Here is a 22,909-nt window from a genome sequence, read left to right as displayed (position 1 = left end):
CGGTATTCAGGTTGGCGCCAGATCAAAGAAAGCGTGAATCAAGCGCAACTCGCGCCGCCGCTCCATACAGCCGATCATGTGCCGATTCGTCAGCCCTGCCCCGGCAATCGGGATCGCCACCACGCGCGGGTCATGGCTGACTTCCACCGACGACACCACACCAACGCCCAACTCGGCCGCGACCGCTTCGGTCACCGCCTCGCGGCTGTCCAGCTCCAGCAACACCCGTGGCTGAATCGACGCCTCTGCACACGCCTGATCAAACGTGCGTCGGGTGATCGAACTCGGCTCGCGCAAGACCATGATCACTTGGTCCAACTCCTTGAGTTTCACCTCCCCCGAGCGCGTCGCCCACTTATGTGCTGCTGGCACCAGCGCGCAGATCCGGGACTCGCTCAGCGCTTGCAGATGCAGGCCCCTGCATGGCTCGACCTCGGTCAGCACGGCAACGTCGGCGTGCTCTGACAACAGCGCCGCCAGGGTTTCCCGGGCATTGCCCAGGCGCAGGTTCACGGTGATTCCCGGGTAGCGTGCGCGCAGGCTGGCGAGCATCGGCATGACCATGTGCGGCCCATCCGCCGCCACCTCCAGACGCCCGGTCAACAACTGCCGATTGGCCTCGAGCAAAGTCTGCGCTTCCTCCGCCAGGCCGAACATGGCGCGAGTGATCGCCGCCAGTTTGGTGCCCTCCTCGGTCAATTCCACCCGTCGCGCGGTGCGCCGCAGCAAGGTGATCTGGTAGTGCTCCTCCAGCGCTTTGATGTGCCCGGTGACTGCTGGCTGGCTGATGAACAGCCGCGCAGCAGCGCGGGTGAAGCTGCCTTCGCGGGCCACGGCATCGAAGGCGCGCAGCTGAAACAGATTCATGAATAACCCTCACTGATGGCTGGCATAACAATAAACAATTTGATTGATACAACGGCGAATTGCAACGTAGGCACCGTAGCTTCATCCCAAAGCGTTTTCGCGAGGACACACGAATGAGTACCGCCGCACCGATTCTGCTCACTCCCGGCCCGTTGACCACTTCGGCCCGCACCCGTCAGGCCATGCTGGTCGACTGGGGTTCGTGGGATGACCGCTTCAACCAGTTGACGGCGAGCCTGTGCGAGCAATTGCTGGCCATTCTCAACGGCGCCGCCAGCCACCATTGCGTGCCTTTGCAGGGCAGCGGCACTTTCGCCGTCGAAGCGGCCATCGGCACCCTGGTACCGCGCGACGGCAAAATCCTCGTGCTGATCAACGGCGCGTACGGCAAGCGTCTGGCGAAGATCTGCGAAGTGCTCGGCCGCTCCTTCAGCACCTTCGAAACCGCCGAAGACGAACCGACCACCGCCGCCGACGTCGACCGCTTGCTGCGCGCCGATGCTGACATTACTCACGTTGCGCTGATCCACTGCGAAACCAGCACCGGTATTCTCAATCCGTTGGCGGAGATCGCCGAGGTCGTGGCGCAACACGGTAAACGCCTGATCATCGATGCCATGAGCTCCTTCGGCGCATTGCCGGTGGATGCGCAAAACGTGCCGTTCGATGCGCTGATCGCCGCCTCCGGCAAATGCCTGGAAGGTGTACCGGGGATGGGTTTTGTCTTCGCCCGCAAGGAATCGCTGGCCGCAGCCGCTGGCAACTCGCATTCGCTGGCGATGGACCTGTACGACCAGCATGTCTACATGATGAAAACCGGACAATGGCGCTTCACCCCGCCGACCCACGTCGTCGCCGCGCTGCACGAAGCGCTGCTGCAATACAGCGAAGAAGGCGGCCTGCCGGCGCGGCACGCGCGTTATGCCGCCAACTGTCAGGCGTTGATGGAAGAAATGAACAAAATCGGCTTGCGCAGCTTTTTGCCGGCGGCGATTCAGGCGCCGATCATTGCGACTTTCCATGCGCCGCAGGATCCGCGTTACCAGTTCAAGGACTTCTACGAGCGGGTCAAGGCCAAGGGTTACATCCTTTACCCCGGCAAACTGACCCAAGTCGAAACCTTCCGCGTCGGCTGCATCGGCCACGTCACCCCGGACGAAATGCGCCAGGCCGTGGCAGCGGTGGGTGAAGTGCTGCGCGAGATGGAAGTGCTCGACATCTGAGCCTCACCACCAATCCCTTTGTAGGAGTGAGCCTGCTCGCGAAAGCGTCGTCCCAGGCGACACATATGCTGATGTCAGACCGCTTTCGCGAGCAGGCTCGCTCCCACATTTTGATCTCATATTCAAATCAGGAATTCATGCCATGAACTACACCAATCCAGACAAGCTGCAAGGCGCGATCCTCGACTGGGCCGGCACCGTGGTCGATTTCGGCTCGTTCGCGCCGACGCAGATTTTCGTCGAAGCCTTCGCCGAATTCGACGTCCAGGTATCGATCGAAGAAGCCCGCGGGCCGATGGGCATGGGCAAGTGGGATCACATCCGCACCCTCTGCGATCAGCCGCAGGTGGCGGAGCGTTATCGCAAAGTGTTCGGCCGCGCGCCAACCGACGATGACGTTACCGCCATCTACAATCGCTTCATGCCCCTGCAGATCGAGAAAATCGCCGAGCACTCGGCACTGATCCCCGGCGCGCTGGACACCATCGCTCGACTGCGCGAGCAAGGGATCAAGATCGGTTCCTGCTCCGGCTACCCGAAAACGGTGATGGACAGAGTCGTCGAAATCGCCGCCAGCAACGGCTACGTCGCCGACCACGTGGTCGCCACCGATGAAGTGCCGAACGGCCGCCCATGGCCGGCGCAAGCTTTGGCCAACGTGATCGCTCTGGGCATCGACGATGTTGCAGCGTGCGTGAAGATCGACGACACCGTGCCGGGCATTCTCGAAGGTCGCCGGGCCGGGATGTGGACGGTTGCGCTGATTTGCTCAGGCAATGCGTTGGGTCTGGACTATGAAGATTTCCGCGCGCTGGGCAGCGATGAACTGGCCAGCGAGCGCAAGCGCATTCACACGCTGTTCGAAAGTTCGCGCCCGCATTACATGATCGACACCATCAGCGATTTGCCGGAAGTGATCGCCGACATCAACAAGCGCCTGGCCAATGGTGAAATGCCGCAAAGCGCCTGAAGTGCATAAAAAACACCGCTGATCGATAGTTATCAGCGGTGTTGTTTTTGTTTTTGCTTATTACAAATACAACTACGGTATTGAAACTTTACTTGGCAACCAGATTACCCTGCGCATCATAAGCCAGACCATCTGGATATTTAACACTGCCATCAGGTAACTGCTCGGTGCCGTCTTCCCAAACAATGCGCCCATCCGGATATTCAATTGTATTATCCGGCCAGACAATCAACCCGTTCGGATGTTCAACCCTGCCATCGGCATGCTGAATAATGCCGTCGGGACGTTTGATCGAGGTTTTATCAGCATCGATCACACTGCCGTCGGGTAGCGAGGTCGAACCGTCAGCATTGGCTGTTGCCTTGGCGGCCTGGATCAATGCGATCAACGCCACCGGGTCGACATTGAAGTTGATCGTCGGCCATGGCATTGGCGGTCGCTTCGATTCAGTTGGCGCGGTCGGCGCCACTGGCCGGGTCGGCACCACCGGTTTGGCTGGGGCTACTGGCTTGGTCGGCACCACCGGTTTGGTCGGGGCTACTGGTTTGGTTGGCACCGCTGGCTTGGTCGGCGCTACTGGTTTGGTTGGCACCACTGGCTTGGTCGGCGCTACTGGTTTGGTCGGCACCACCGGTTTGGTTGGCGCCACTGGCTTGGTCGGCACAACCGGTTTGGTCGGAGCTACTGGCTTGGTCGGCACCACCGGTTTGGTTGGAACTACTGGCTTTGCCGTGGTGATAGATGGACGAGGCTTCGGGATCGGACTTTTCATATTTACACTCAAATTGATAAATGCAGCTTTGATCTTTAATAAACAACTAAAGGGCCAACCCGACAATAGCCATGCACAACAAACCGTTCAAATAAAAAGCAAAGACAAAATATAAACAACATGAAGTTACGCCGAACGCGAACGCATAAAAAAAACAACTTTCAGGCAACTAGAGATGCAGATCCTGGCACTGCAGATTTTCTTCGTTGCAAAAAACATCATGCGCGCCGATCGGCCTGCATGGGCTGGGGCATTTATCAGCATTAGTTGTGCGCGATAACACCTTGCTGCAGATGATGCCCAAGCGCGGCTGAGCTCTGTGGCGAGGGAGCTTGCTCCCGCTGGGCTGCGCAGCAGCGCCAAAACCTGAGCGCGCTGTCAGCCAGAATAATCGCGCGTTTAGTTGACGACGCTTGCGCCGCCGGTCGGGATCAGGCTCCCTCGCCACAAGAATTCATTGACCCGCAGGATGCATGTCGAAAACTCTGCGTCCTTGCAGGCCGCCGGTATGCACAACGACGAGCCGCGTACCTCTGGCGAATTCGCCCGCTTCGACATGCTGCTTGAGCGCCAGCAAGGCCTTGCCGGTGTACAGCGGTTCGAAAGGGATGCCGCTGGTTCGCTCGGTCTGTTCGATGAAGGTCAGCAACGTCTGGTCAACCTTGGCGAAGCCACCACGGCTGGCGTCGATCAGTTGATAGTCCGCCGCAGGCTCGCAGGCTTGCGCAATAATCGACTCGATGTTCGGCGCCACGCCGTGATCATCCGGCACCGCCAGCGCGCCATACAGTGAGCGCTGGCCGTTCTCGCCGAGCGCCAGTCCGGCCAGTGTCGTGCCGGTGCCGCAGGCCAGCCACCAGGCGTCGAAATCATCCCAGCCCAGCTTGGCCAATTGCCCTTCGACCTGCTGCCTGATCGCAGCGCAACCCAGCGCGCCGGCCAATCGGCCACCGCCCTCGGGCACCGCGTGCAACGTCGGATACTGCGCCTGCCACGGCGTCCAGAATCCCGCTTGGTGCCGCGCGCGATAGCCGGCGTAACCCAGCCAATGCAACTGCATGCCGAATGCGTGCAGATCCTGCACCGTCGGCGTGTCCTGCGGGTGCCCGCGCAACAGTCCCACGGTTTTGAACCCCAGGCGCTTGCCCGCCGCCGCCAGCGCATGCAGATGATTGGAATGCGCACCGCCCAGGCTGATGATGCCCTCGGCGCCGGCACGCTCGGCGGCTTTGAGGTGTTCGACGAGTTTGAACCACTTGTTGCCGCTGATCAGCGGGTGGATCCGGTCCAGCCGCAGGATCGCGACTTCGATGCCGGCGCTTGCCAGCCAGTCCAGACGGAGCGGTTCGAGCGGGGCTTGGGGTAGCCAGTTGGCGGGAGGCAAAAGCATGGGCACTGCGCAATCAGGAAAAGACCACATACTAGTAGGAGCTGCCGCAGGCTGCGATCTTTTGATCTTGCTTTTGAATTCAGGATCAACAGATCGCAGCCTGCGGCTGCTCCTACAGAATGTGTTTACAACTCAGCCGCCAGACGCGATCCCTGATTGATCGCGCGCTTGGCATCCAGCTCTGCCGCAACATCCGCGCCACCGATCAAGTGCACGTTCTGCCCGGCCTCGACCAGACCATCGTGCAACTCACGCAACGGATCCTGCCCTGCACAAATCACGATGTTGTCCACCGCCAGCAATTGCGGCTCGCCGGTTTCGCCGATGCGGATATGCAAGCCCTGATCATCGATGCTCAGGTATTCGACGCTGTTGAGCATCTGCACCTGCTTGTTCTTCAGACCGGTGCGATGAATCCAGCCGGTGGTTTTGCCGAGGCCGTCGCCAACCTTGGTTTTCTTGCGCTGCAACAGAAACACCTCACGGGCCGGCGCATGGGCTGCCGGTTTGATTCCGGCCACACCACCACGGGCTTCCAGTTGCGTGTCGATGCCCCACTCTTTCCAGAACGCCGCGCGATCCAGGCTGGTGGCCACGCCTTGATGGACGAGGAATTCCGACACGTCAAAACCGATACCACCCGCACCGATCACCGCGACGCGCTTGCCGACCGGCTTGCGCTCGAGGATCACGTCCAGATAACTCAGTACCTTGGCATTCTCGACACCCGGAATCGCCGGCACGCGCGGGGCAATACCGGTGGCGAGAATGATTTCGTCGTAACCGCCTTCAACCAGTTTTGTCACGTCGACTCGGGTGTTCAGGCACACCTCGACATTCGTGGTCTGCAACTTGCGCTTGAAGTAGCGCAGGGTTTCGAAAAACTCTTCCTTGCCCGGCACGCGCTTGGCGATATTGAATTGGCCACCGATCTCGCTGGCCGAATCGAACAGCGTGACCTGATGACCGCGCTCGGCGGCCACGGTGGCGGCGGACAATCCGGCAGGGCCGGCACCGACCACGGCAATTTTCTTGATCTGCTGCACCGGCAGGTAGTTGAGCTCAGTCTCATAACAGGCGCGCGGGTTGACCAGGCACGTGGTCAGTTTGCCGCCAAAGGTATGATCGAGGCACGCCTGGTTGCAGCCGATGCAGGTGTTGATTTCGTCGGCTCGGCCTGCGGCGGCCTTGTTGACGAACTCCGGATCGGCGAGGAACGGTCGCGCCATCGAGACCATGTCGGCATCGCCTTCGGCGAGGATTTGCTCGGCGATTTCCGGGGTATTGATGCGGTTGGTAGTGATCAGCGGAATGCTCACCGAGCCGCGCAACTTGGCCGTAACCTTGCTGAACGCCGCACGCGGCACCTTGGTGGCGATGGTCGGAATCCGCGCTTCGTGCCAGCCGATACCGGTATTGATGATGGTCGCGCCCGCCTGTTCGATGGCTTTGGCCAGCGTGACGATTTCATCCCAGGTGCTGCCACCTTCGACCAGATCGAGCATCGACAGGCGGAAGATGATGATGAAATTCGGCCCGACCGCCTCACGCACACGACGGACGATTTCCACCGGCAGGCGCATGCGGTTTTCGTAACTGCCGCCCCAGCGGTCGGTGCGGTGGTTGGTGTGGGCAGCGAGGAACTGGTTAATGAAATACCCTTCCGAACCCATGATCTCGACGCCGTCGTATTCGGCAGACTGCGCCAGTACCGAACAGGTGACGAAATCGCTGATCTGCTTTTCGATGCCCTCTTCGTCCAGCTCTTTGGGCTTGAACGGGTTGATCGGCGCCTGGATCGCGCTCGGTGCTACCTGTTTCGGACTGTAGGCATAACGACCAGCATGGAGAATCTGCATGCAGATCTTGCCGCCGGCCTCGTGCACGGCGCGGGTCACGATGCGGTGCTTGAGCGCTTCTTCTTCGTTGGTCAGTTTGGCCGCGCCGGAATAGACGCCGCCCTCATCATTCGGGCCGATACCGCCGGTGACCATCAGGCCGACACCGCCACGGGCACGTTCGGCAAAGTACGCCGCCATGCGTTCGAAGCCACCCGGCTTTTCTTCCAGGCCAGTGTGCATCGAGCCCATCAGGGTGCGGTTGCGCAGCGTGGTGAATCCCAGGTCCAGCGGGGCCAGCAAATGCGGGTAATGAGCGGCGGTCATCGGTAACTCCACAACGAGCGATCACGGAAAGTTGCGGGAGCTCTGCGTCCCCCGTCAGTCATGTTCAACAGACTAAGAGTCGCACCGCTGTCACTCAATGACCGTAACTGACAAGTTATTGATCCAAATGCGCAGCGCCCCTTGGCAACCCGGGCCATGGGCCCTACCCTAGTCGTCACATCCTGTACCCGGCTGTTGTTGGTTTTCATGCGCAAACTTCTGTACCTGTTTTTCTCCATGGCCCTCGTTGCCGCCCTGACCACCTATGCCATGTGGGCGGCGGACCGGCCGGCGGGGCATTACCTGTCGGACCTGCGCATCAAGCTCGCCGTCGATCAGGGCAAGCCCGCCGACCGTGGCACTCTGCTCGGCATCCAGCCCGAACTGTTCCCGACCGATTACCAAAGCTCCGCACGCCTGCACCGCAAACTCGCGGCTTATCTTCAGCAAGCCCGCGAGCAAGGCTTGCTCAACGAAAAAACCGTGGTGGTGTTGCCCGAGCACATCGGCACCTGGCTGATGATCAGCGGCGAAAAAGACGAGTTGTATCAAGCGCCGACCCTGGCTGAAGCGATGAACTGGCTGGCGGCAAGCAACCCGCTGCTGTTCGCCCGCGCGTGGTTGCGGGCCAAGGGCGAGCAACGTCTGGACGATGCTTATCTGCGGATGAAAGCGAAGACCATGGCCAAGGATTATCAGGCACTGTTCGGCGGTCTGGCCAAGGAGTTTCAGGTCACCCTGGTCGCCGGTTCGATCGTGCTGCCCGAGCCGAGCATCCGCGACGGCCGGCTCAAGCCCGGTAGCGGCGCTCTGTACAACAGCAGCGTGGTCTTCGGTCGCGACGGCGCACCGCTGGGCCAGCCGCAACGGCAGATGCACCCGATCTTCGATCAGCAGGGCGTCATTCAGGCCGAAGACAAACACGCCATACAGGTCGTCGACACCCCGGCCGGACGTTTGGGCATCCTGATCGGCAGTGACAGCTGGTATCCCGGCAACTACCGCACCCTCGACGAACAAGGCGCGCAATTGGTGGCCGTGCCGGCGCAGGTCATAGGCCAAGGTGCCTGGGACAAACCGTGGCGCGGCTACAAAGGTTCGAGCACGCCGGGGTCGGTCAGCCTCAAGCCCGGCGACCTCAGCGAAGGCCAGGCCTGGCATCGACTGACTCTCACCGCGCAACCGCCGAGCAGCCGCGCGATTGCCGGCGTCAGTGTATTCATGCGCGGGCAGTTCTGGGATAAACCGAGTACCGGCAGAAGCTTCCTCAGCAGCAATGGCCAACAGTTCGCCGATGGCGAGGCCCGTGGTGCGCGCTTGCTGAACGTTTGGCTGTAAACCATGAAGCCGCAGCCGATGCGCCTCGGGGATCTGTCGGTGGGCTTCGTCCATAGTCTGGCCGATGCCGTGCATAGCCACGGCGCCGACCCACTGCCTCTGCTCGAGCAATACGGCCTCGATACCGCGCGGCTGGCGGAGGCCGGCGCACGCTTGTCGATCCCGCGTTACATGCGCCTGGGCCACGCGGCGATTCAACTCACCGGCGATCCGGCCCTCGGCCTGCGGATGGGGCAGATGATCCGCTTGAATCAGGCAGGTCTGGCCGGCATCACCGCCGCGCAAGCGCCGACTGTGCGCGAAGCTGCCCGCTGCCTGACTCGCTTCGAACCGCTTTACGGCTCGAACTATCGCGGGCAATCCAGTTTCCACGAAGACGCCAATGGCGCCTGGCTGCGCTTCTACTCGATCAGCCCTTACAACGCCTATAACCGCTTCGTGGTCGACTCGATCCTCGCCGGCTGGCTGCAGCAGCTGTCGAGCCTGTGCGGCGAAACGCTGCGCGCCGAACGGATCGAAATCGAGTTCGCAGCGCCAGATTATCGCGACGCCTACACGGTGCTCGGCGATTGCCCGATCCAGTTCAGCGCCGAGCGCAATCAACTGCGCCTGAGCCTGAACAGTCTCGCCCTGCGCAATCGCGAACATTGTCCGAGCACCTGGCGACATCTGCTGCAACTGTGTGAGCGCGAGCTGGAACAACTGACCCGCACCCGCAGCCTGCGCGAGCGCATCACTCAACTGCTCGGCCCGTTGCTCAATGGCGGCCGCGAACCGGATCTTGAAGAAGTCGCGGCACGCCTGAAACTGCCAACCTGGACGTTGCGGCGCAAACTCGCCGAGGAAGGCACGCAGTTCCGCGCGATCCTCAATGACACACGCCGTGACCTGGCGATGACCTACATCCGCGACACGGAACTGGCGTTCGGCGAAATCGCCTACCTGCTGGGCTTTGCCTCAGCCGAAGCTTTCCAGCGTGCCTTCAAACGCTGGAGCGGGCAGACGCCCGGCGAATCCCGACGAAATTACCGCTCGGGAGCGTGAGCGGTGAGCCGCAAGCGAGAGTAAGGCCGGAAGCTTGAAGCTTGAAGCTTGAAGCTCAGAGCTCGGTTGCGTCGTCAGCCGGTTCTGGTTGATCCAGCTCAAAGGCCTGGTATTCGAGCAATTCTTCCTGATACTCATCCATCGTATAAATCCCCCAAACCGCCCGCTGTGAAAATGGCCTGATCAATCGACCTGTGCCCCGAGCATAAAGTGCCCGTGTGAAGGAAAAGTGAAACGCGACCTTCATGAATAAAACGTAGCAGGTGATTGGGGATTTATCGCAACGATGGTGTCGCGGCTATGTAACCAGATCTTAAGCCCACCCGAAAACCACAGTGGGAGCGAGCCTGCTCGCGAAGGCGGTGGGTCAGTCTAACAATCTGTCGACTGACACTCCGCCTTCGCGAGCAGGCTCGCTCCCACAGGGTTCCGCTGAGTTTTCTTACTGGCCGGACGCAGGCATCGCCGGAATCGGCTCGGACGGTGGCGGAATATCCGGGTTGGTCGGTGGCGTGATGGTTTCGCTGGCCGGCGCTGGCTCTTCAACGGGCGCTGGCGCAGGGGTGATCGGCGCTGTCTCCGCTGGCGGAACCACCGGCTCGGAACTCACTGGTGCGGTTTCAACCGGGGCCGGTGCAGGTTCCGCCGCCGGCGCAGCGGCCGGTGCAGGCGTGGCCTTTGGCTCCGGCACGCCGAGGTCGGTTTTCGGTTTTTCTTCGATATGCGCGGCTTTCTTCGCATCGGCCGGCAGGAATTGCTCGACCAGGGTGAAGAAACGTTCGTAGAACTTCTGCGCGGTGACGGTCTCACTGGCGACCTTGACCATCGAGTCGTCCGAAGAGCCGATCGGCATCGACACCGAGCCGAGTACCCCAACCCCGAGGCTGGCCGAGTTGTTGGTCTTCTTCAGCGCGTAACGGTCCTGCAGGGCGTTGGCGAACACCGTCGCGTGATGCCCGGCGCTGCCATCTTCGGCACAGACCACGTTGAAGCTGATCTCGAGGTGTGTCTCGCCGGTCTGCTGGAAACTCTTGTGACCGCTGACCAGTTTCGGATCGCTGCTGGTAATGATGTAGCCCTGACTGAGCAACGCGCGCCGGGCCGCTTCGCAACTGGCGGTATCGGTCACCGGGTAATTGCGCGAAAAGGTGCCGGAGTCATCGAAGTTCTCATGCTCATAGATCGGCTTGTCCTTCGAACAACCGGCTACCGCAGTCAACAAAAGCGCCAGCCCGACGACACGCATGGGAGTGGAAATCAACATTGAGCATCCTGAGGGAAAACAGTCCGGGGCGTATTGTGCAACAGATCGCCGCCCCACGGCGCATGGAATAGTGTCAAGAATCGGTTACAACTTTACCGGTCATGGCCGCGAGGAAAAAGCCGCGCCGACAAATGATCGATCAGTGCGCGCAATTTCGCCGTAGCCTGCCGACTCGACGGCCACAATACCCAGAACTGTCCGGCGTGCTCGACATGCTCATCAAGTACCCGGCACAAACGACCGTGGCGCACCGCTTCGCGCACCATGAAATCCGGCAGACAGGCGATGCCCATCCCGGCCAGCACTGCATGCTGCACCGCCTCGATCGAGGTACTGAGCAGACGCAGCGGCAATATCGCTTCCGGCGCCCCCTCCGCGCGGCGCAACGGCCAGGCTTCCAGTTTGCCGGTAGCATGGAAGGTGTGGCGCAAACAGGCGTGATCGGCCAGATCGCCCGGCGTGTGCGGTTCGCCCCGCTGTTGCAGATACTCGGGGCTCGCCACCAGCACCAGATGAAACTCGCCCAGCGGCCGCGCCATCAGCCGTGAATCCTTGGGTTTGCCGGTGCGAATCACGGCGTCGAAACCCTCATCGATGACATCGACCATGCGGTCGCTGAGGTCCAGATCCAGTTCGATGTGGGGGTACAACACCATGAATTCGGTCATCACCGGCATGACCAGCTCGTGCACCTGCGGCAGGCTGATGCGCAACCGACCGTGGGGCGCCGAGGTGGCATTGCACAGCTCGAACTCCGCCGCCTCCACCTCCGTCAGAATCCGGCGGCAACGCTCGAGAAACAACGCGCCTTCCGAGGTCAGGGTGATGCTGCGAGTGCTGCGATTGAACAAGCGCACACCAAGCCGCGCTTCCAGCCGCGCAATGCTCTTGCCGATCGCCGACGATGACACCCCTTGCAAGCGGCCGGCTTCAGTGAAACTGCGAGTCTCGGCGACCTGCACAAATACCGAGATGCTGCCCAGGCTATCCATTGACACCTCCGATTAGCGACATCCGTGTCCGATATGTTCGGAACCCTAACCTGTTTTTCCGCAATACGCAGCGCCCTACCCTGTGTTTATCGACATTGACCATGATAGGGACGCAGCAACATGACCGACGCACACGTCACTTCCTCGGCGCTTGCCGGGCCAACTGCTACCCACCAGATCCTGCCCTATGGCGCGCTGCTGGCGCTGGCCACGGCAGGTTTCATCACCGTCATGACCGAAGCGATGCCTGCGGGCTTGCTGCCGCAAATGAGCGCCGGCCTGAACGTATCCCAAGCCCTCATCGGGCAATTGGTCACGCTTTACGCCGTGGGCTCAATGCTCGCAGCGATCCCGCTGACCATCGCCACCCGCGGCTGGCGCCGCAAACCATTGCTGTTGACCGCGATCGCCGGCTTCGCCGTGGCCAACAGCATCACTGCCGTGTCCGAGCTGTACTGGCTGACCATGAGCGCACGTTTCATCGCCGGCATCTTCGCCGGCCTGCTCTGGGCACTCCTGGCCGGCTACGCCAGCCGCATGGTCGCGCCCCATCTGCAAGGCCGCGCCATCACCGTCGCCATGCTCGGCGCGCCCCTGGCGCTATCCCTCGGCATACCCGCCGGGACGCTGCTGGGCACGATAGTCGGCTGGCGCCTGAGCTTTGCCATCATGACCGCGCTGACCATAGCGCTGGTGATCTGGGTGCACCTGCGAGTCCCGGACTTCGCCGGCGAACCGGAAGGAAAACGCCTGCCCTTGCGTCAGGTATTCACCCTGCCCGGCATACGATCGGTACTGTTTGTAACCTTGTCCTACGTCGTGGCGCATAACCTTCTGTACACCTACATCGCACCGTTCCTGCAACCCTCCGGTCTGGCTTCGGACATTGATCGCGTACTCTTGGCGTTCGGCCTGGCGTCAGTGCTGAGCCTGTGGATCGTCGGCAGCCTGATCGATCGCTGGTTGCGTGAGCTGGTACTGGGGAGTGCGGCACTGTTCCTGCTCGCGGCGATAGCCCTGGCGCTGTGGCGCGCCTCGCCCGGCGTGGTTTACGCAGCCGTTATCGTCTGGGGACTGGCATTCGGCGCGATGCCCTCGCTCCTGCAAACCGCCTCAGCGAAAACCGCCTCCCAAGCCGCCGACACAGCACAATCGATGCTGGTGACACTCTGGAATGTCGGTATTGCCGGCGGCGGACTGGCGGGCGGATTGATGATGGGGAATGTCGGGGTCGGAGCATTTCCGTGGTTTGTTGCGGGGTTGCTGGTGTTGACGTTGTATGCGGTGGTAATGGCCAAGGGGCATGGGTTTCCATCGCGGCGTTGAAACCTTTTAGAAAATGACACGCCTCGATCTGTGCGACCTGCAGGAGATTGGTTGCCAGGCATGTCGCCATCGCGAGCAGGCTCGCTCCTACAAGGGGGCGGTGTACATCTGGAGAAATCAGGTCGGCTGTCAGGCCGCCTTCGCGAGCAGGCTCGCACACAGAAAAGCAAAAACAAAAGATCGCAGCCTTCGGCAGCTCCAGTTGGATCGCGTGAATTCGATAGTAATTCGTTGCCCAGCAGGCCGCCTTCGCGAGCAGGCTCGCTCCCACAGAAAAGCAAAAGCAAAAGATCGCAGCCTTCGGCAGCTCCTACAGTTGGATCGCGTGAATTCGATAGTAATTCGTTGCCCAGCAGGCCGCCTTCGCGAGCAGGCTCGCACAGAAAAGCAAAGCAGCGCAGCTGCCCGCGGCGAAGCCGCCCCACTCCACAATGAGCGCAAGCTCGAGTACCGCTCTTGATCTTGATCTCGGAGCCCGTCGGCAGGCTGAGTGGAGGGATTGATCCGGGCGTGGGAGCGCAGCGACCGTACGACGCAGTCGTACACAGCGGGAGGAGGTGCAGCGGAGCAAACCGGAGACGCTGCGCCCGGATTGATCCCGTAGCGAAGGAACCCCGAGCCCAAGCGAGCGGGCCGAACGTCAGGGCAAAGCGTTTTGGTTACTTTTGGGCGTCTGCAAAAGTGACCCGCCGTAAGGGCGGAACCATAAGAAGCCGTTACCGCAGCAACGGATATTCACCCAAAACCCCAAGAGCATGGCCGGCCCAAAGGCCGCCAAAGGCACAAAAAAAAAAGCCCCGACCAACAGGCCGGGGCTCCTTCAAACGTCAGTCAAAAGATCAGAACCGCTCGATCTTCGCCTCAGCTTCCAACTGCTTGCGATAAGCCGCAAAGTCCTGCTGCCCCTCACGGGAAGCGAGGAAACGACGATATTGCGCCTTCTCTTCATCAGTAGGCGCAGCCGCTTCATTGACGCTGTTCAGGCGCACAATCATCAGACTACCGTCCGGCAAGGTAACGCTGGAGAACGTCGGCTTGTCCTTGACAGCCGGCTTCGGCATACGGAACAACGCCTGCAGTACAGCCGGATCAACCCCTTCCTGACCACGGGTGGCCGCTTCGGTGACCTTCCAGTTCTGCCCGGCGATGGCCTTGTCCAATGGCGCCTTGCCGTCGCGCAGATCAGCAATCAGCTTCTCTGCGCGAGTCTTGGCTTCGGCACTCGCGTGTTCCTTAGTCATCTGAGTACGGATTGCCGCGCTCACACTTTCCAGCGGCAGTTGCGCAGGCTTCAGATGCTCCTTGGCGCGCAACACGATCACGGTCTCCGGGTCCAGTTCGATGGCGGTGCTGTTGGCACCTTCATCAATCACTTCCGGGCTGAACGCAGCAGTGACCACGGCACGGTTGGCCGCAACACCTTCGCCACCTTCACGGCCGAACGGCTTGGAAGTGTGCACGGTCAGTTTCAGATCCGCTGCTGGCTGCGCCAGGTCAGACGCTTCGAATGCCGAGTCTTCCAGTTGCTTGGTCGCCTCGACGAAACGCTGCTCGACCTGAGCGGCTTTCAATTCGCGGGTCAGCTTGTCTTTCAGGCTGGCCAGGGTCGGCACTTCAGGCGCTTCCACGCCCAGCAGCTTGATCAGGTGGTAACCGAAGTCGGTACGAATCGGCTCGGACACCTGGTCTTTCGACAGCGAGTACAGAGCCTTTTCGAAAGCCGGATCGTATACACCAGGACCGGCATAACCGAGGTCACCGCCATTGTTGGCAGAGCCCGGATCCTGCGAGAACTCCTTGGCCAGCGCTTCGAACTTCTCACCCTTGGCCAGGCGCGCCTGGACTTCGTCGATCTTCGCCTTGGCCTGCGCTTCGGTGGTCTTGTCATTCACTTCGATGAGGATGTGCGCGGCACGACGCTGTTCCGAGAGGTTGGCGATCTCTTTCTGATACGCCGCCTCGAGGTCTTCGTCCTTGACCGAGACCTGATCGAAGAACGACGACTTCTTCAGCTCGACGTAATCGATGATCACCTGATCCGGCGTCATGAATTCCTTGGCGTGTTCGTCGTAGTAAGCCTTGACCTCGTCATCGGTCAGCTTGACCGCAGCCGGGTCGGCCTTGACGTTCAGGGTGGCGAAATCGCGGGTCTGCTTTTCCAGACGGGCGAATGCCAGCACTTCGGCGTCGGTGACGAAACCGCTGCCGGCAACACCGGCGCGCAACTGGCCGATCAGCATTTCCTGAGCCAGCATCTGGCGAAACTGCATGCGGCTGTAACCCAGCTGACGGATCACCTGGTCGAAACGCTCGGAGCTGAACTTGCCGTCGACCTGGAATTCAGGCGTCTGCAGGATCACCTGATCCAGCGCAGCTTCGGAGAAGGAGAACTTCGCCTGTTCAGCGCCTTGCAGCAGCAGCTTGCGGTCGATCAGGCCTTTGAGAGCCGATTCGCGCAGCATTTTTTCGTCGAGCAAGGAAGCATCGAAGTCCTTGCCCAACTGTTGCATCAGCTGACGGCGTTGCATGTCAACGGCCTGGCTCAGCTCGTTCTGGCTGATTTCGTCACCATTGACCTTGGCCGCCTCGTTCTTGTGAGTCGTGGCCTGGAAAATGGCATCGAAACCGGTCAGGGCCATCAGTGCAACGATGACCCCGATAATGGTCTTGGCAATCCAGCCTTGTGAATTGTCCCTGATATTCTGCAGCATGCGTCCCCCAGAAACGGTTGAACTTCAATTTAGGCAACCGTGGAGCGTGGGTAGAATCCGGATAGAAGAAAGGCGCATCCGAGGATGCGCCTTCTCGTAACTGGCGGAGCGGACAGGGCTCGAACCCTCGATCCCGGCGTTACAGGTGCCTGTTCCAGCCACCTGCTCTACCGCTCCGCTGCCAAGTCAGGCTTGACCCCGACCCGGATGGGTAAAAACCTGAAAACTCAGTTAACAGCTTCTTTCAGTGCTTTACCGGCTTTGAAACCTGGCTTCTTGGCAGCCGGGATTTCCAGAGTCTTGCCGGTTTGCGGGTTGCGGCCGGTACGAGCCGGACGGTCAGTCACGGAGAAAGTACCGAAACCAACCAGAACAACGGAGTCGCCAGCCTTCAGAGCGCCAGTGACGGATTCGATTACAGCGTCCAGCGCACGGCCAGCAGCAGCTTTCGGGATATCAGCGGATGCAGCGATAGCATCAATCAGTTCCGACTTGTTCACTCTAAGTCCCCTTATATCTATTTTGAGATGTTTCTAAGTTTTTTGGTGAAAGCAAAAACGAGTGCTGAATGGCCTACAGACACTTAAGAGCCGCTTTATAACAAGGGCTCTAAAATGCTGTCAAGGAAAGCCCCCCCAGCTAAAACGTATTAATGCGTGCTAATTCTTTCCTTGGCATCAGACTCGCGTTTTTCGTCCTTGGCAACTATCTCCGGAGCCACATCCGGCAAGGGCTCCGGCGCGTATTGCAGCGCAATTTGCAGGACCTCGTCAATCCATTTAACCGGTTTGATCTGCAGATCCTGCTTGATATTGTCAGGAATCTCCTTCAGATCACGGACGTTTTCTTCCGGAATAATCACAATCTTGATTCCGCCGCGATGTGCCGCCAGCAGTTTTTCTTTCAGACCGCCAATTGCCAGCACCTGACCACGCAAGGTGATCTCACCGGTCATGGCGACATCGGCACGCACCGGAATGCCGGTCAACGCCGAAACCAGCGCGGTGCACATACCCACGCCAGCGCTAGGGCCGTCTTTCGGCGTTGCCCCTTCCGGCATGTGGATGTGGGTGTCGCGCTTCTCGTGGAAGTCCAGCGGAATGCCCAGGCTTTTCGCCCGGCTGCGCACAACGGTTTGTGCGGCAGTGATCGATTCGACCATCACATCACCGAGCGAACCGGTCTTGATCAGTTGCCCCTTGCCCGGAATCACTGCAGCTTCGATGGTCAGCAATTCGCCGCCGACCTGGGTCCACGCCAGGCCAGTCACCTGCCCCACCTGATCCTGCTGCTCGGCCAGACCGTAGCGGAACTTGCGCACGCCAAGGAAATGCTCGAGCAGATCAGCTGTCACTTTCACCGAGAAGCGTTTTTCCAGCGCATGCTCTTTGACTGCCTTGCGGCAGACCTTGGCAATCTGCCGTTCGAGGCCCCGCACACCCGCTTCACGGGTGTAGTAACGGATGATGTCGCGGATCGCTTCCTCGTCGAACTCCAGCTCGCCCTTCTTCAGACCATTGGCGGCGATCTGTTTTGGCGAGAGGTATTTAACGGCGATGTTGATCTTCTCGTCTTCGGTGTAACCCGGCAGACGGATGACTTCCATCCGGTCCAGCAGTGCTGGCGGGATGTTCATCGAGTTCGAGGTGCACAGGAACATCACATCGGACAGGTCGTAATCGACTTCCAGATAGTGATCGTTGAAGTTGTGGTTCTGCTCCGGATCGAGCACTTCCAGCAACGCCGATGCCGGATCGCCACGCATGTCGCTGCCCATCTTGTCGATTTCATCGAGCAGGAACAGCGGGTTGCGGACGCCCACTTTTGTCATCTTTTGAATCAATCTTCCCGGCATCGAACCGATGTAGGTCCGGCGGTGACCGCGGATTTCCGCTTCGTCACGCACGCCACCCAGGGCCATGCGCACGAATTTGCGGTTGGTGGCATGAGCAATCGATTCTGCCAGCGAGGTTTTGCCCACGCCTGGAGGACCGACCAGGCACAACACCGGGCCGCGGATTTTCTTCACGCGTTTTTGCACAGCGAGGTATTCAAGGATGCGTTCCTTGACCTCTTCGAGACCGTAGTGATCGGCGTCGAGAATGTCTTCTGCACGGGCCAGATCAAGGCGAACCTTGCTCTGCGCCTTCCACGGCACTTGCACCAGCCAGTCGATGTACGAGCGCACCACGGTGGCTTCAGCCGACATCGGCGACATCTGCTTGAGCTTGTTCAGCTCGGCGGTGGCTTTGGCCAGTGCGTCTTTCGGCAGGCCGGCAGCGTCGATGCGCTTTTTCAGCTCTTCGATTTCGTTGTGACCTTCGTCACCGTCGCCAAGCTCTTTCTGAATGGCCTTCATCTGCTCGTTCAGGTAGTACTCGCGCTGGCTGCGCTCCATCTGCTTCTTGACGCGACCGCGAATGCGTTTCTCGACCTGCAGCAGGTCGATCTCGGCATCCAGCAGCGCCAGCACATGTTCGACACGGGCTGACAGATCGATGATCTCGAGGATTTCCTGCTTCTGCTCGATTTTCAACGCCATGTGCGCGGCCATGGTGTCGACCAGACGACCCGGCTCATCAATGCTGTTGAGCGACGACAGGACTTCAGCCGGGACTTTCTTGCCCAACTGCACATATTGTTCGAACTGCGACAGCAGCGTGCGCACGAAGACTTCCGACTCGCGCTCAGCGGCGTCGACTTCTTCAATCAAAGAGACTTCGGCGCGGCAGTGGCCATCAACTTCGCTGAAGCGTTCGACGGTGCCACGCTGCTCACCTTCAACCAGAACCTTGACCGTGCCATCAGGCAGCTTCAGCAGCTGCAGAACCGTGGCAATCGTACCTACGCGATAGAGAGCGTCTTCACCGGGATCATCGTCAGCCGGGTTTCTCTGGGCCAGCAGCAGAATCTGCTTGTCACCCGTCATCGCGGCCTCGAGGGCTTCGATGGATTTCTCGCGCCCCACGAACAGCGGGATAACCATGTGCGGATAAACCACGACATCACGCAATGGCAGGAGAGGCAATTCGATGGTTGTCTTCATGATTTCGCCTCTACGGCGGCCATATGGCCGTAATCAGATGGAATTAAGCTTGAAACCAAGATGGGGGCTGCCTCGAAAAAAAACAAGCGTAAAGCGGAGGTAAAAAACGACTTAAAAAAAAAGAGGCCCGAAGGCCCCTTCTTTGCTGCAGCGCGGTGGACGCTTACGCGTCCGGCGCTGCCTTGGCCGTCGGCTCACTGTTTTCGTAGATATACAGTGGCTTGGACTTGCCTTCGATCACGCTTTCATCGATCACGACTTTGCTCACCTCGGACTGCGAGGGGATTTCATACATCGTGTCGAGCAGCACACCTTCGAGAATCGAGCGCAGGCCACGAGCACCGGTTTTACGTTCCAGAGCGCGCTTGGCGACCGATTTCAGCGCGTCGGAACGGAATTCCAGATCCACGCCTTCCATCTCGAACAGCTTGGCATACTGTTTGGTCAGAGCATTTTTCGGCTCGGTGAGAATCTGCATCAGCGCAGCCTCATCGAGCTCGTCCAGTGTCGCCAGGACCGGCAGACGACCGACGAATTCCGGGATCAGACCGAACTTGACCAGATCGTCAGGCTCGACTTCACGCAGGGATTCACCGACTTTCTTGCCTTCTTCCTTGCTGCGCACTTCGGCGTTGAAGCCGATGCCGCCTTTGGTGGAACGGTTCTGAATGACCTTTTCCAGGCCAGAGAACGCACCGCCGCAGATGAACAGGATGTTACGGGTGTCGACCTGCAGGAATTCCTGCTGCGGATGCTTGCGACCACCTTGCGGCGGAACCGAAGCGACCGTGCCTTCGATCAACTTGAGCAAGGCCTGCTGCACGCCTTCACCGGAGACATCGCGGGTGATCGACGGGTTGTCGGACTTGCGGGAAATCTTGTCGATTTCGTCGATGTAGACAATGCCCATCTGGGCTTTCTCTACGTCGTAATCGCACTTCTGCAGCAACTTCTGAATGATGTTCTCGACGTCTTCACCCACGTAACCGGCCTCGGTGAGGGTGGTTGCGTCGGCGATGGTGAACGGAACGTTCAGCAAGCGGGCCAGTGTTTCGGCCAGCAGGGTTTTACCAGAGCCTGTCGGGCCGATCAGCAGGATGTTGCTTTTGCCGAGTTCGACATCGTCAGCCTTTTTGTCACGCTGGTTCAGGCGCTTGTAGTGGTTGTACACCGCTACGGCCAAAACCTTTTTCGCACGCTCCTGACCAATGACGTACTGGTCAAGGATGCCGCTGATTTCTTTAGGCGAAGGCAATTTATGCGCGCTGCTTTCGGCCTGTGCTTCCTGCACCTCCTCGCGGATGATGTCATTGCACAGGTCGACGCACTCGTCGCAGATAAAGACCGAGGGGCCGGCAATCAATTTGCGCACTTCATGCTGGCTTTTGCCACAGAAGGAGCAATAGAGCAGCTTGCCGTTGTCCTCGCCGTTGCGGGTGTCAGTCATTCGTTCGATCCAAATCCGATAGGCTTGCAACACAAGATGAAGGCTATTGCGGGCTTTTTCAAGCCCGCCGCTGATCGGACATGCCGATCAGGCCTGTTTTGCGCTGCTTATATTAAGCTGGACGCTGGTTGATCACTTCGTCGATCAGGCCGTATTCCTTCGCAGCTTCGGCACTCATGAAGTTGTCGCGATTGGTATCGCGCTCGATTTCTTCCAGAGTACGGCCGCTGTGCTTGGCCATCAGCATGTTCAGACGCTCGCGGATGAAGAGGATTTCCTTGGCGTGGATTTCGATGTCCGACGCCTGGCCCTGGAAACCACCCAGTGGCTGGTGAATCATCACGCGCGAGTTTGGCAGGCAGAAACGCTTGCCCGGTGCACCTGCGGTGAGCAGGAATGCGCCCATGCTGCAGGCCTGACCGATGCAGGTGGTCGACACGTTCGGCTTGATGAACTGCATGGTGTCGTAGATCGACATGCCTGCAGTCACCGAACCGCCCGGCGAGTTGATGTACAGATGGATGTCCTTGTCCGGGTTTTCCGCTTCAAGGAACAGCAGTTGCGCACAGATCAGGTTGGCCATGTAGTCCTCTACCGGGCCTACCAGAAAGATCACTCGCTCCTTGAGCAGGCGCGAGTAGATGTCGTAGGCGCGTTCGCCACGAGCGGACTGCTCGACAACCATCGGGACCAGGCCGCCAGCGGCCTGGATATCAGAGTTCTGCTGAATATAAGAATTACGGAACATGCTCTGCAGTCGCTCCCAAATAGTTATGTCTTGAATACGCATAAGCCAGCTCGAGAGCTGGCTTATGGTGTGCACTTCTAACGCAAAATCAATCAGTCGGCTGCTGGAGCTTCTACCGGCTTGACTGCTTCTTCGTAGGAGACCGATTTGTCGGTCACACTAGCTTTCTGCAGAACAGTATCCACAACTTGCTCTTCCAGCACAACCGAACGCACTTCGTTCAGTTGCTGCTCGTTTTTGTAGTACCACGACACAACCTGCTCTGGCTCCTGGTAAGCGGAAGCCATTTCCTGAATCATTTCGCGAACGCGAGCTTCGTCAGGCTTGAGGTCGAACTGCTTGACCACTTCAGCAACGATCAGGCCCAGTACGACGCGACGCTTGGCTTGCTCTTCGAACAGCTCGGCCGGCAGTTGGTCCGGCTTGATGTTGCCGCCGAACTGCTGAACAGCCTGCACGCGCAGACGGTCAACTTCGTTGGACAGCAGAGCCTTTGGCACTTCGATCGGGTTGGTGGCCAGCAGACCGTCCATTACCTGATTCTTGACCTTGGATTTGATTGCCTGACGCAGTTCACGCTCCATGTTCTTGCGAACTTCGGTGCGGAAACCGTCGATGCCGCTTTCCTTGATGCCGAATTGAGCGAAGAACTCTTCGTTCAGCTCAGGCAGCTTAGGCTCGGACACAGTATTGACGGTCACGGTGAACTCGGCGGTCTTGCCAGCCAGGTCCAGGTTCTGATAGTCCTCAGGGAAGGTCAGGTTCAGAACGCGCTCTTCGCCAGCTTTTGCGCCAACCAGGCCTTCTTCGAAACCCGGGATCATGCGGCCGGAACCCAGCACCAGCTGAGTACCCTTGGCGGAACCGCCAGCGAACACTTCGCCGTCAACCTTGCCAACGAAATCGATGTTCAGTTGGTCTTCGTTCTGGGCGGCACGGTCGGCCACTTCAAAACGGGTGTTCTGCTTGCGCAGGATGTCGAGCATCTTGTCCAGGTCAGCGTCAGCCACTTCAGCGCTCAGACGCTCAACGGTGATGCCTTCGAAACCGGCAACGGTGAACTCAGGGAACACTTCGAACACAGCAACGTATTCCAGATCCTTGCCCGCTTCGAGCGACTTTGGCTCGATCGAAGGCGAACCGGCAGGGTTGAGCTTCTGCTCGACCACAGCTTCGTAGAAGGAAGACTGGATGACGTCGCCTACAGCTTCCTGACGCGCATCAGCACCGAAACGGCGCTTGATTTCGCTCATTGGCACTTTGCCTGGACGGAAGCCAGCAATTTTGGCCTTTTGGGCAGTCTGCTGCAGACGCTTGTTGACCTGAGTCTCGATGCGCTCTGCCGGCACGGTGACGCTCATGCGGCGCTCGAGAGCAGTAGTATTTTCAACAGAAACTTGCATGGATATTCCTCGTTGCACAGACGTTAGCCGGCCGTTTCCGACCCCAGAATCAAGGGCATGCATTCTAGTGGGTCAAACTCAAGAAGTCACCCTACTGGAAACGGGTAAAAAAACAGCAGGCAATTTATAGGGAGCGCCGCACGAATGCCGTGCACTCCACAGGCGAATACAAGCGATCAGGTCAGGGCTCTGTTTCAACGCTT

Annotated in this window: 17 protein-coding genes; 5 read left to right on the top strand and 12 right to left on the bottom strand. The window is 59.4% G+C overall.

Annotated elements, in window-relative coordinates:
• Positions 1-6: 6 nt before the first annotated feature.
• Positions 7-867: a LysR substrate-binding domain-containing protein gene (locus GXB78_RS23130; protein ID WP_329517154.1), complete on the bottom strand. Its 861-nt coding sequence runs from the start codon at positions 865-867 to the stop codon at positions 7-9.
• A gap of 113 nt (positions 868-980) precedes the next feature.
• Between GXB78_RS23130 and GXB78_RS23125 the strand changes: the two genes are divergently transcribed.
• Both GXB78_RS23125 and phnX read left to right on the top strand, forming a co-directional pair.
• Positions 981-2,090: a 2-aminoethylphosphonate--pyruvate transaminase gene (locus GXB78_RS23125; protein WP_329517153.1), complete on the top strand. Its 1,110-nt coding sequence runs from the start codon at positions 981-983 to the stop codon at positions 2,088-2,090.
• 142 nt (positions 2,091-2,232) lie between these two features.
• Positions 2,233-3,060 (top strand): phosphonoacetaldehyde hydrolase, encoded by an 828-nt coding sequence (gene phnX, locus GXB78_RS23120; protein ID WP_329517152.1) that lies wholly within the window; start codon positions 2,233-2,235, stop codon positions 3,058-3,060.
• An 88-nt stretch (positions 3,061-3,148) separates the two neighbouring features.
• Here phnX and GXB78_RS23115 read toward each other — a convergent pair whose 3' ends face one another.
• The 3 genes from GXB78_RS23115 to GXB78_RS23105 all read right to left on the bottom strand — a co-directional run bounded on the left by GXB78_RS23115 (position 3,149) and on the right by GXB78_RS23105 (position 7,387).
• Positions 3,149-3,832: a hypothetical protein gene (locus GXB78_RS23115; RefSeq protein ID WP_329517151.1), complete on the bottom strand. Its 684-nt coding sequence runs from the start codon at positions 3,830-3,832 to the stop codon at positions 3,149-3,151.
• A 454-nt stretch (positions 3,833-4,286) separates the two neighbouring features.
• A complete protein-coding gene (locus GXB78_RS23110; protein WP_329517150.1) occupies positions 4,287-5,222 on the bottom strand; it encodes a 1-aminocyclopropane-1-carboxylate deaminase/D-cysteine desulfhydrase in 936 nt (311 codons plus the stop codon).
• Between the two features lie 125 nt (positions 5,223-5,347).
• A complete protein-coding gene (locus GXB78_RS23105) occupies positions 5,348-7,387 on the bottom strand; it encodes an NADPH-dependent 2,4-dienoyl-CoA reductase (RefSeq protein WP_329517149.1) in 2,040 nt (679 codons plus the stop codon).
• A gap of 207 nt (positions 7,388-7,594) precedes the next feature.
• Between GXB78_RS23105 and GXB78_RS23100 the strand changes: the two genes are divergently transcribed.
• Together GXB78_RS23100 and GXB78_RS23095 are read left to right on the top strand one after the other, a co-directional pair.
• Positions 7,595-8,725: a nitrilase-related carbon-nitrogen hydrolase gene (locus GXB78_RS23100; protein WP_329517148.1), complete on the top strand. Its 1,131-nt coding sequence runs from the start codon at positions 7,595-7,597 to the stop codon at positions 8,723-8,725.
• Positions 8,726-8,728: 3 nt separating this feature from the next.
• The gene (locus tag GXB78_RS23095) at positions 8,729-9,769 is read left to right on the top strand and encodes an AraC family transcriptional regulator (RefSeq protein WP_329517147.1); all 1,041 of its coding nucleotides are present in this window, start codon (positions 8,729-8,731) and stop codon (positions 9,767-9,769) included.
• A gap of 442 nt (positions 9,770-10,211) precedes the next feature.
• Here GXB78_RS23095 and GXB78_RS23090 read toward each other — a convergent pair whose 3' ends face one another.
• Both GXB78_RS23090 and GXB78_RS23085 read right to left on the bottom strand, forming a co-directional pair.
• Entirely contained in the window at positions 10,212-11,033 is an 822-nt protein-coding gene (locus tag GXB78_RS23090) for a DUF2242 domain-containing protein (protein ID WP_329517146.1), read from the bottom strand.
• Positions 11,034-11,125: 92 nt separating this feature from the next.
• Complete coding sequence (locus GXB78_RS23085) at positions 11,126-12,025, bottom strand: LysR family transcriptional regulator (RefSeq protein ID WP_329517145.1); 900 nt, start codon at positions 12,023-12,025, stop codon at positions 11,126-11,128.
• A gap of 120 nt (positions 12,026-12,145) precedes the next feature.
• Between GXB78_RS23085 and GXB78_RS23080 the strand changes: the two genes are divergently transcribed.
• Entirely contained in the window at positions 12,146-13,351 is a 1,206-nt protein-coding gene (locus GXB78_RS23080; RefSeq protein WP_329517144.1) for an MFS transporter, read from the top strand.
• 839 nt (positions 13,352-14,190) lie between these two features.
• Here the strand turns inward: GXB78_RS23080 and GXB78_RS23075 are convergent.
• The 6 genes from GXB78_RS23075 to tig form a co-directional block, all read right to left on the bottom strand.
• Positions 14,191-16,062, bottom strand: coding sequence for a SurA N-terminal domain-containing protein (locus GXB78_RS23075; RefSeq protein WP_329517143.1), 1,872 nt, complete (start codon positions 16,060-16,062; stop codon positions 14,191-14,193).
• 227 nt (positions 16,063-16,289) lie between these two features.
• Entirely contained in the window at positions 16,290-16,562 is a 273-nt protein-coding gene (locus GXB78_RS23070; RefSeq protein ID WP_003183171.1) for an HU family DNA-binding protein, read from the bottom strand.
• 149 nt (positions 16,563-16,711) lie between these two features.
• The gene (gene lon, locus GXB78_RS23065; protein WP_016775334.1) at positions 16,712-19,108 is read right to left on the bottom strand and encodes an endopeptidase La; all 2,397 of its coding nucleotides are present in this window, start codon (positions 19,106-19,108) and stop codon (positions 16,712-16,714) included.
• Between the two features lie 163 nt (positions 19,109-19,271).
• Positions 19,272-20,555: an ATP-dependent Clp protease ATP-binding subunit ClpX gene (clpX, locus tag GXB78_RS23060; RefSeq protein ID WP_016775335.1), complete on the bottom strand. Its 1,284-nt coding sequence runs from the start codon at positions 20,553-20,555 to the stop codon at positions 19,272-19,274.
• 112 nt (positions 20,556-20,667) lie between these two features.
• Positions 20,668-21,303 (bottom strand): ATP-dependent Clp endopeptidase proteolytic subunit ClpP, encoded by a 636-nt coding sequence (gene clpP / locus GXB78_RS23055; RefSeq protein WP_016775336.1) that lies wholly within the window; start codon positions 21,301-21,303, stop codon positions 20,668-20,670.
• A gap of 92 nt (positions 21,304-21,395) precedes the next feature.
• A complete protein-coding gene (tig, locus tag GXB78_RS23050) occupies positions 21,396-22,706 on the bottom strand; it encodes a trigger factor (RefSeq protein ID WP_016775337.1) in 1,311 nt (436 codons plus the stop codon).
• Positions 22,707-22,909 lie beyond the last annotated feature (203 nt).

It is taken from the genome of Pseudomonas moraviensis subsp. stanleyae (assembly GCF_036283065.1).
Lineage (GTDB): Bacteria > Pseudomonadota > Gammaproteobacteria > Pseudomonadales > Pseudomonadaceae > Aquipseudomonas > Aquipseudomonas stanleyae.
The sequence above is the reverse complement of the archived record's forward strand: the minus strand, read 5'-3'. Positions and strand labels throughout refer to the sequence as shown.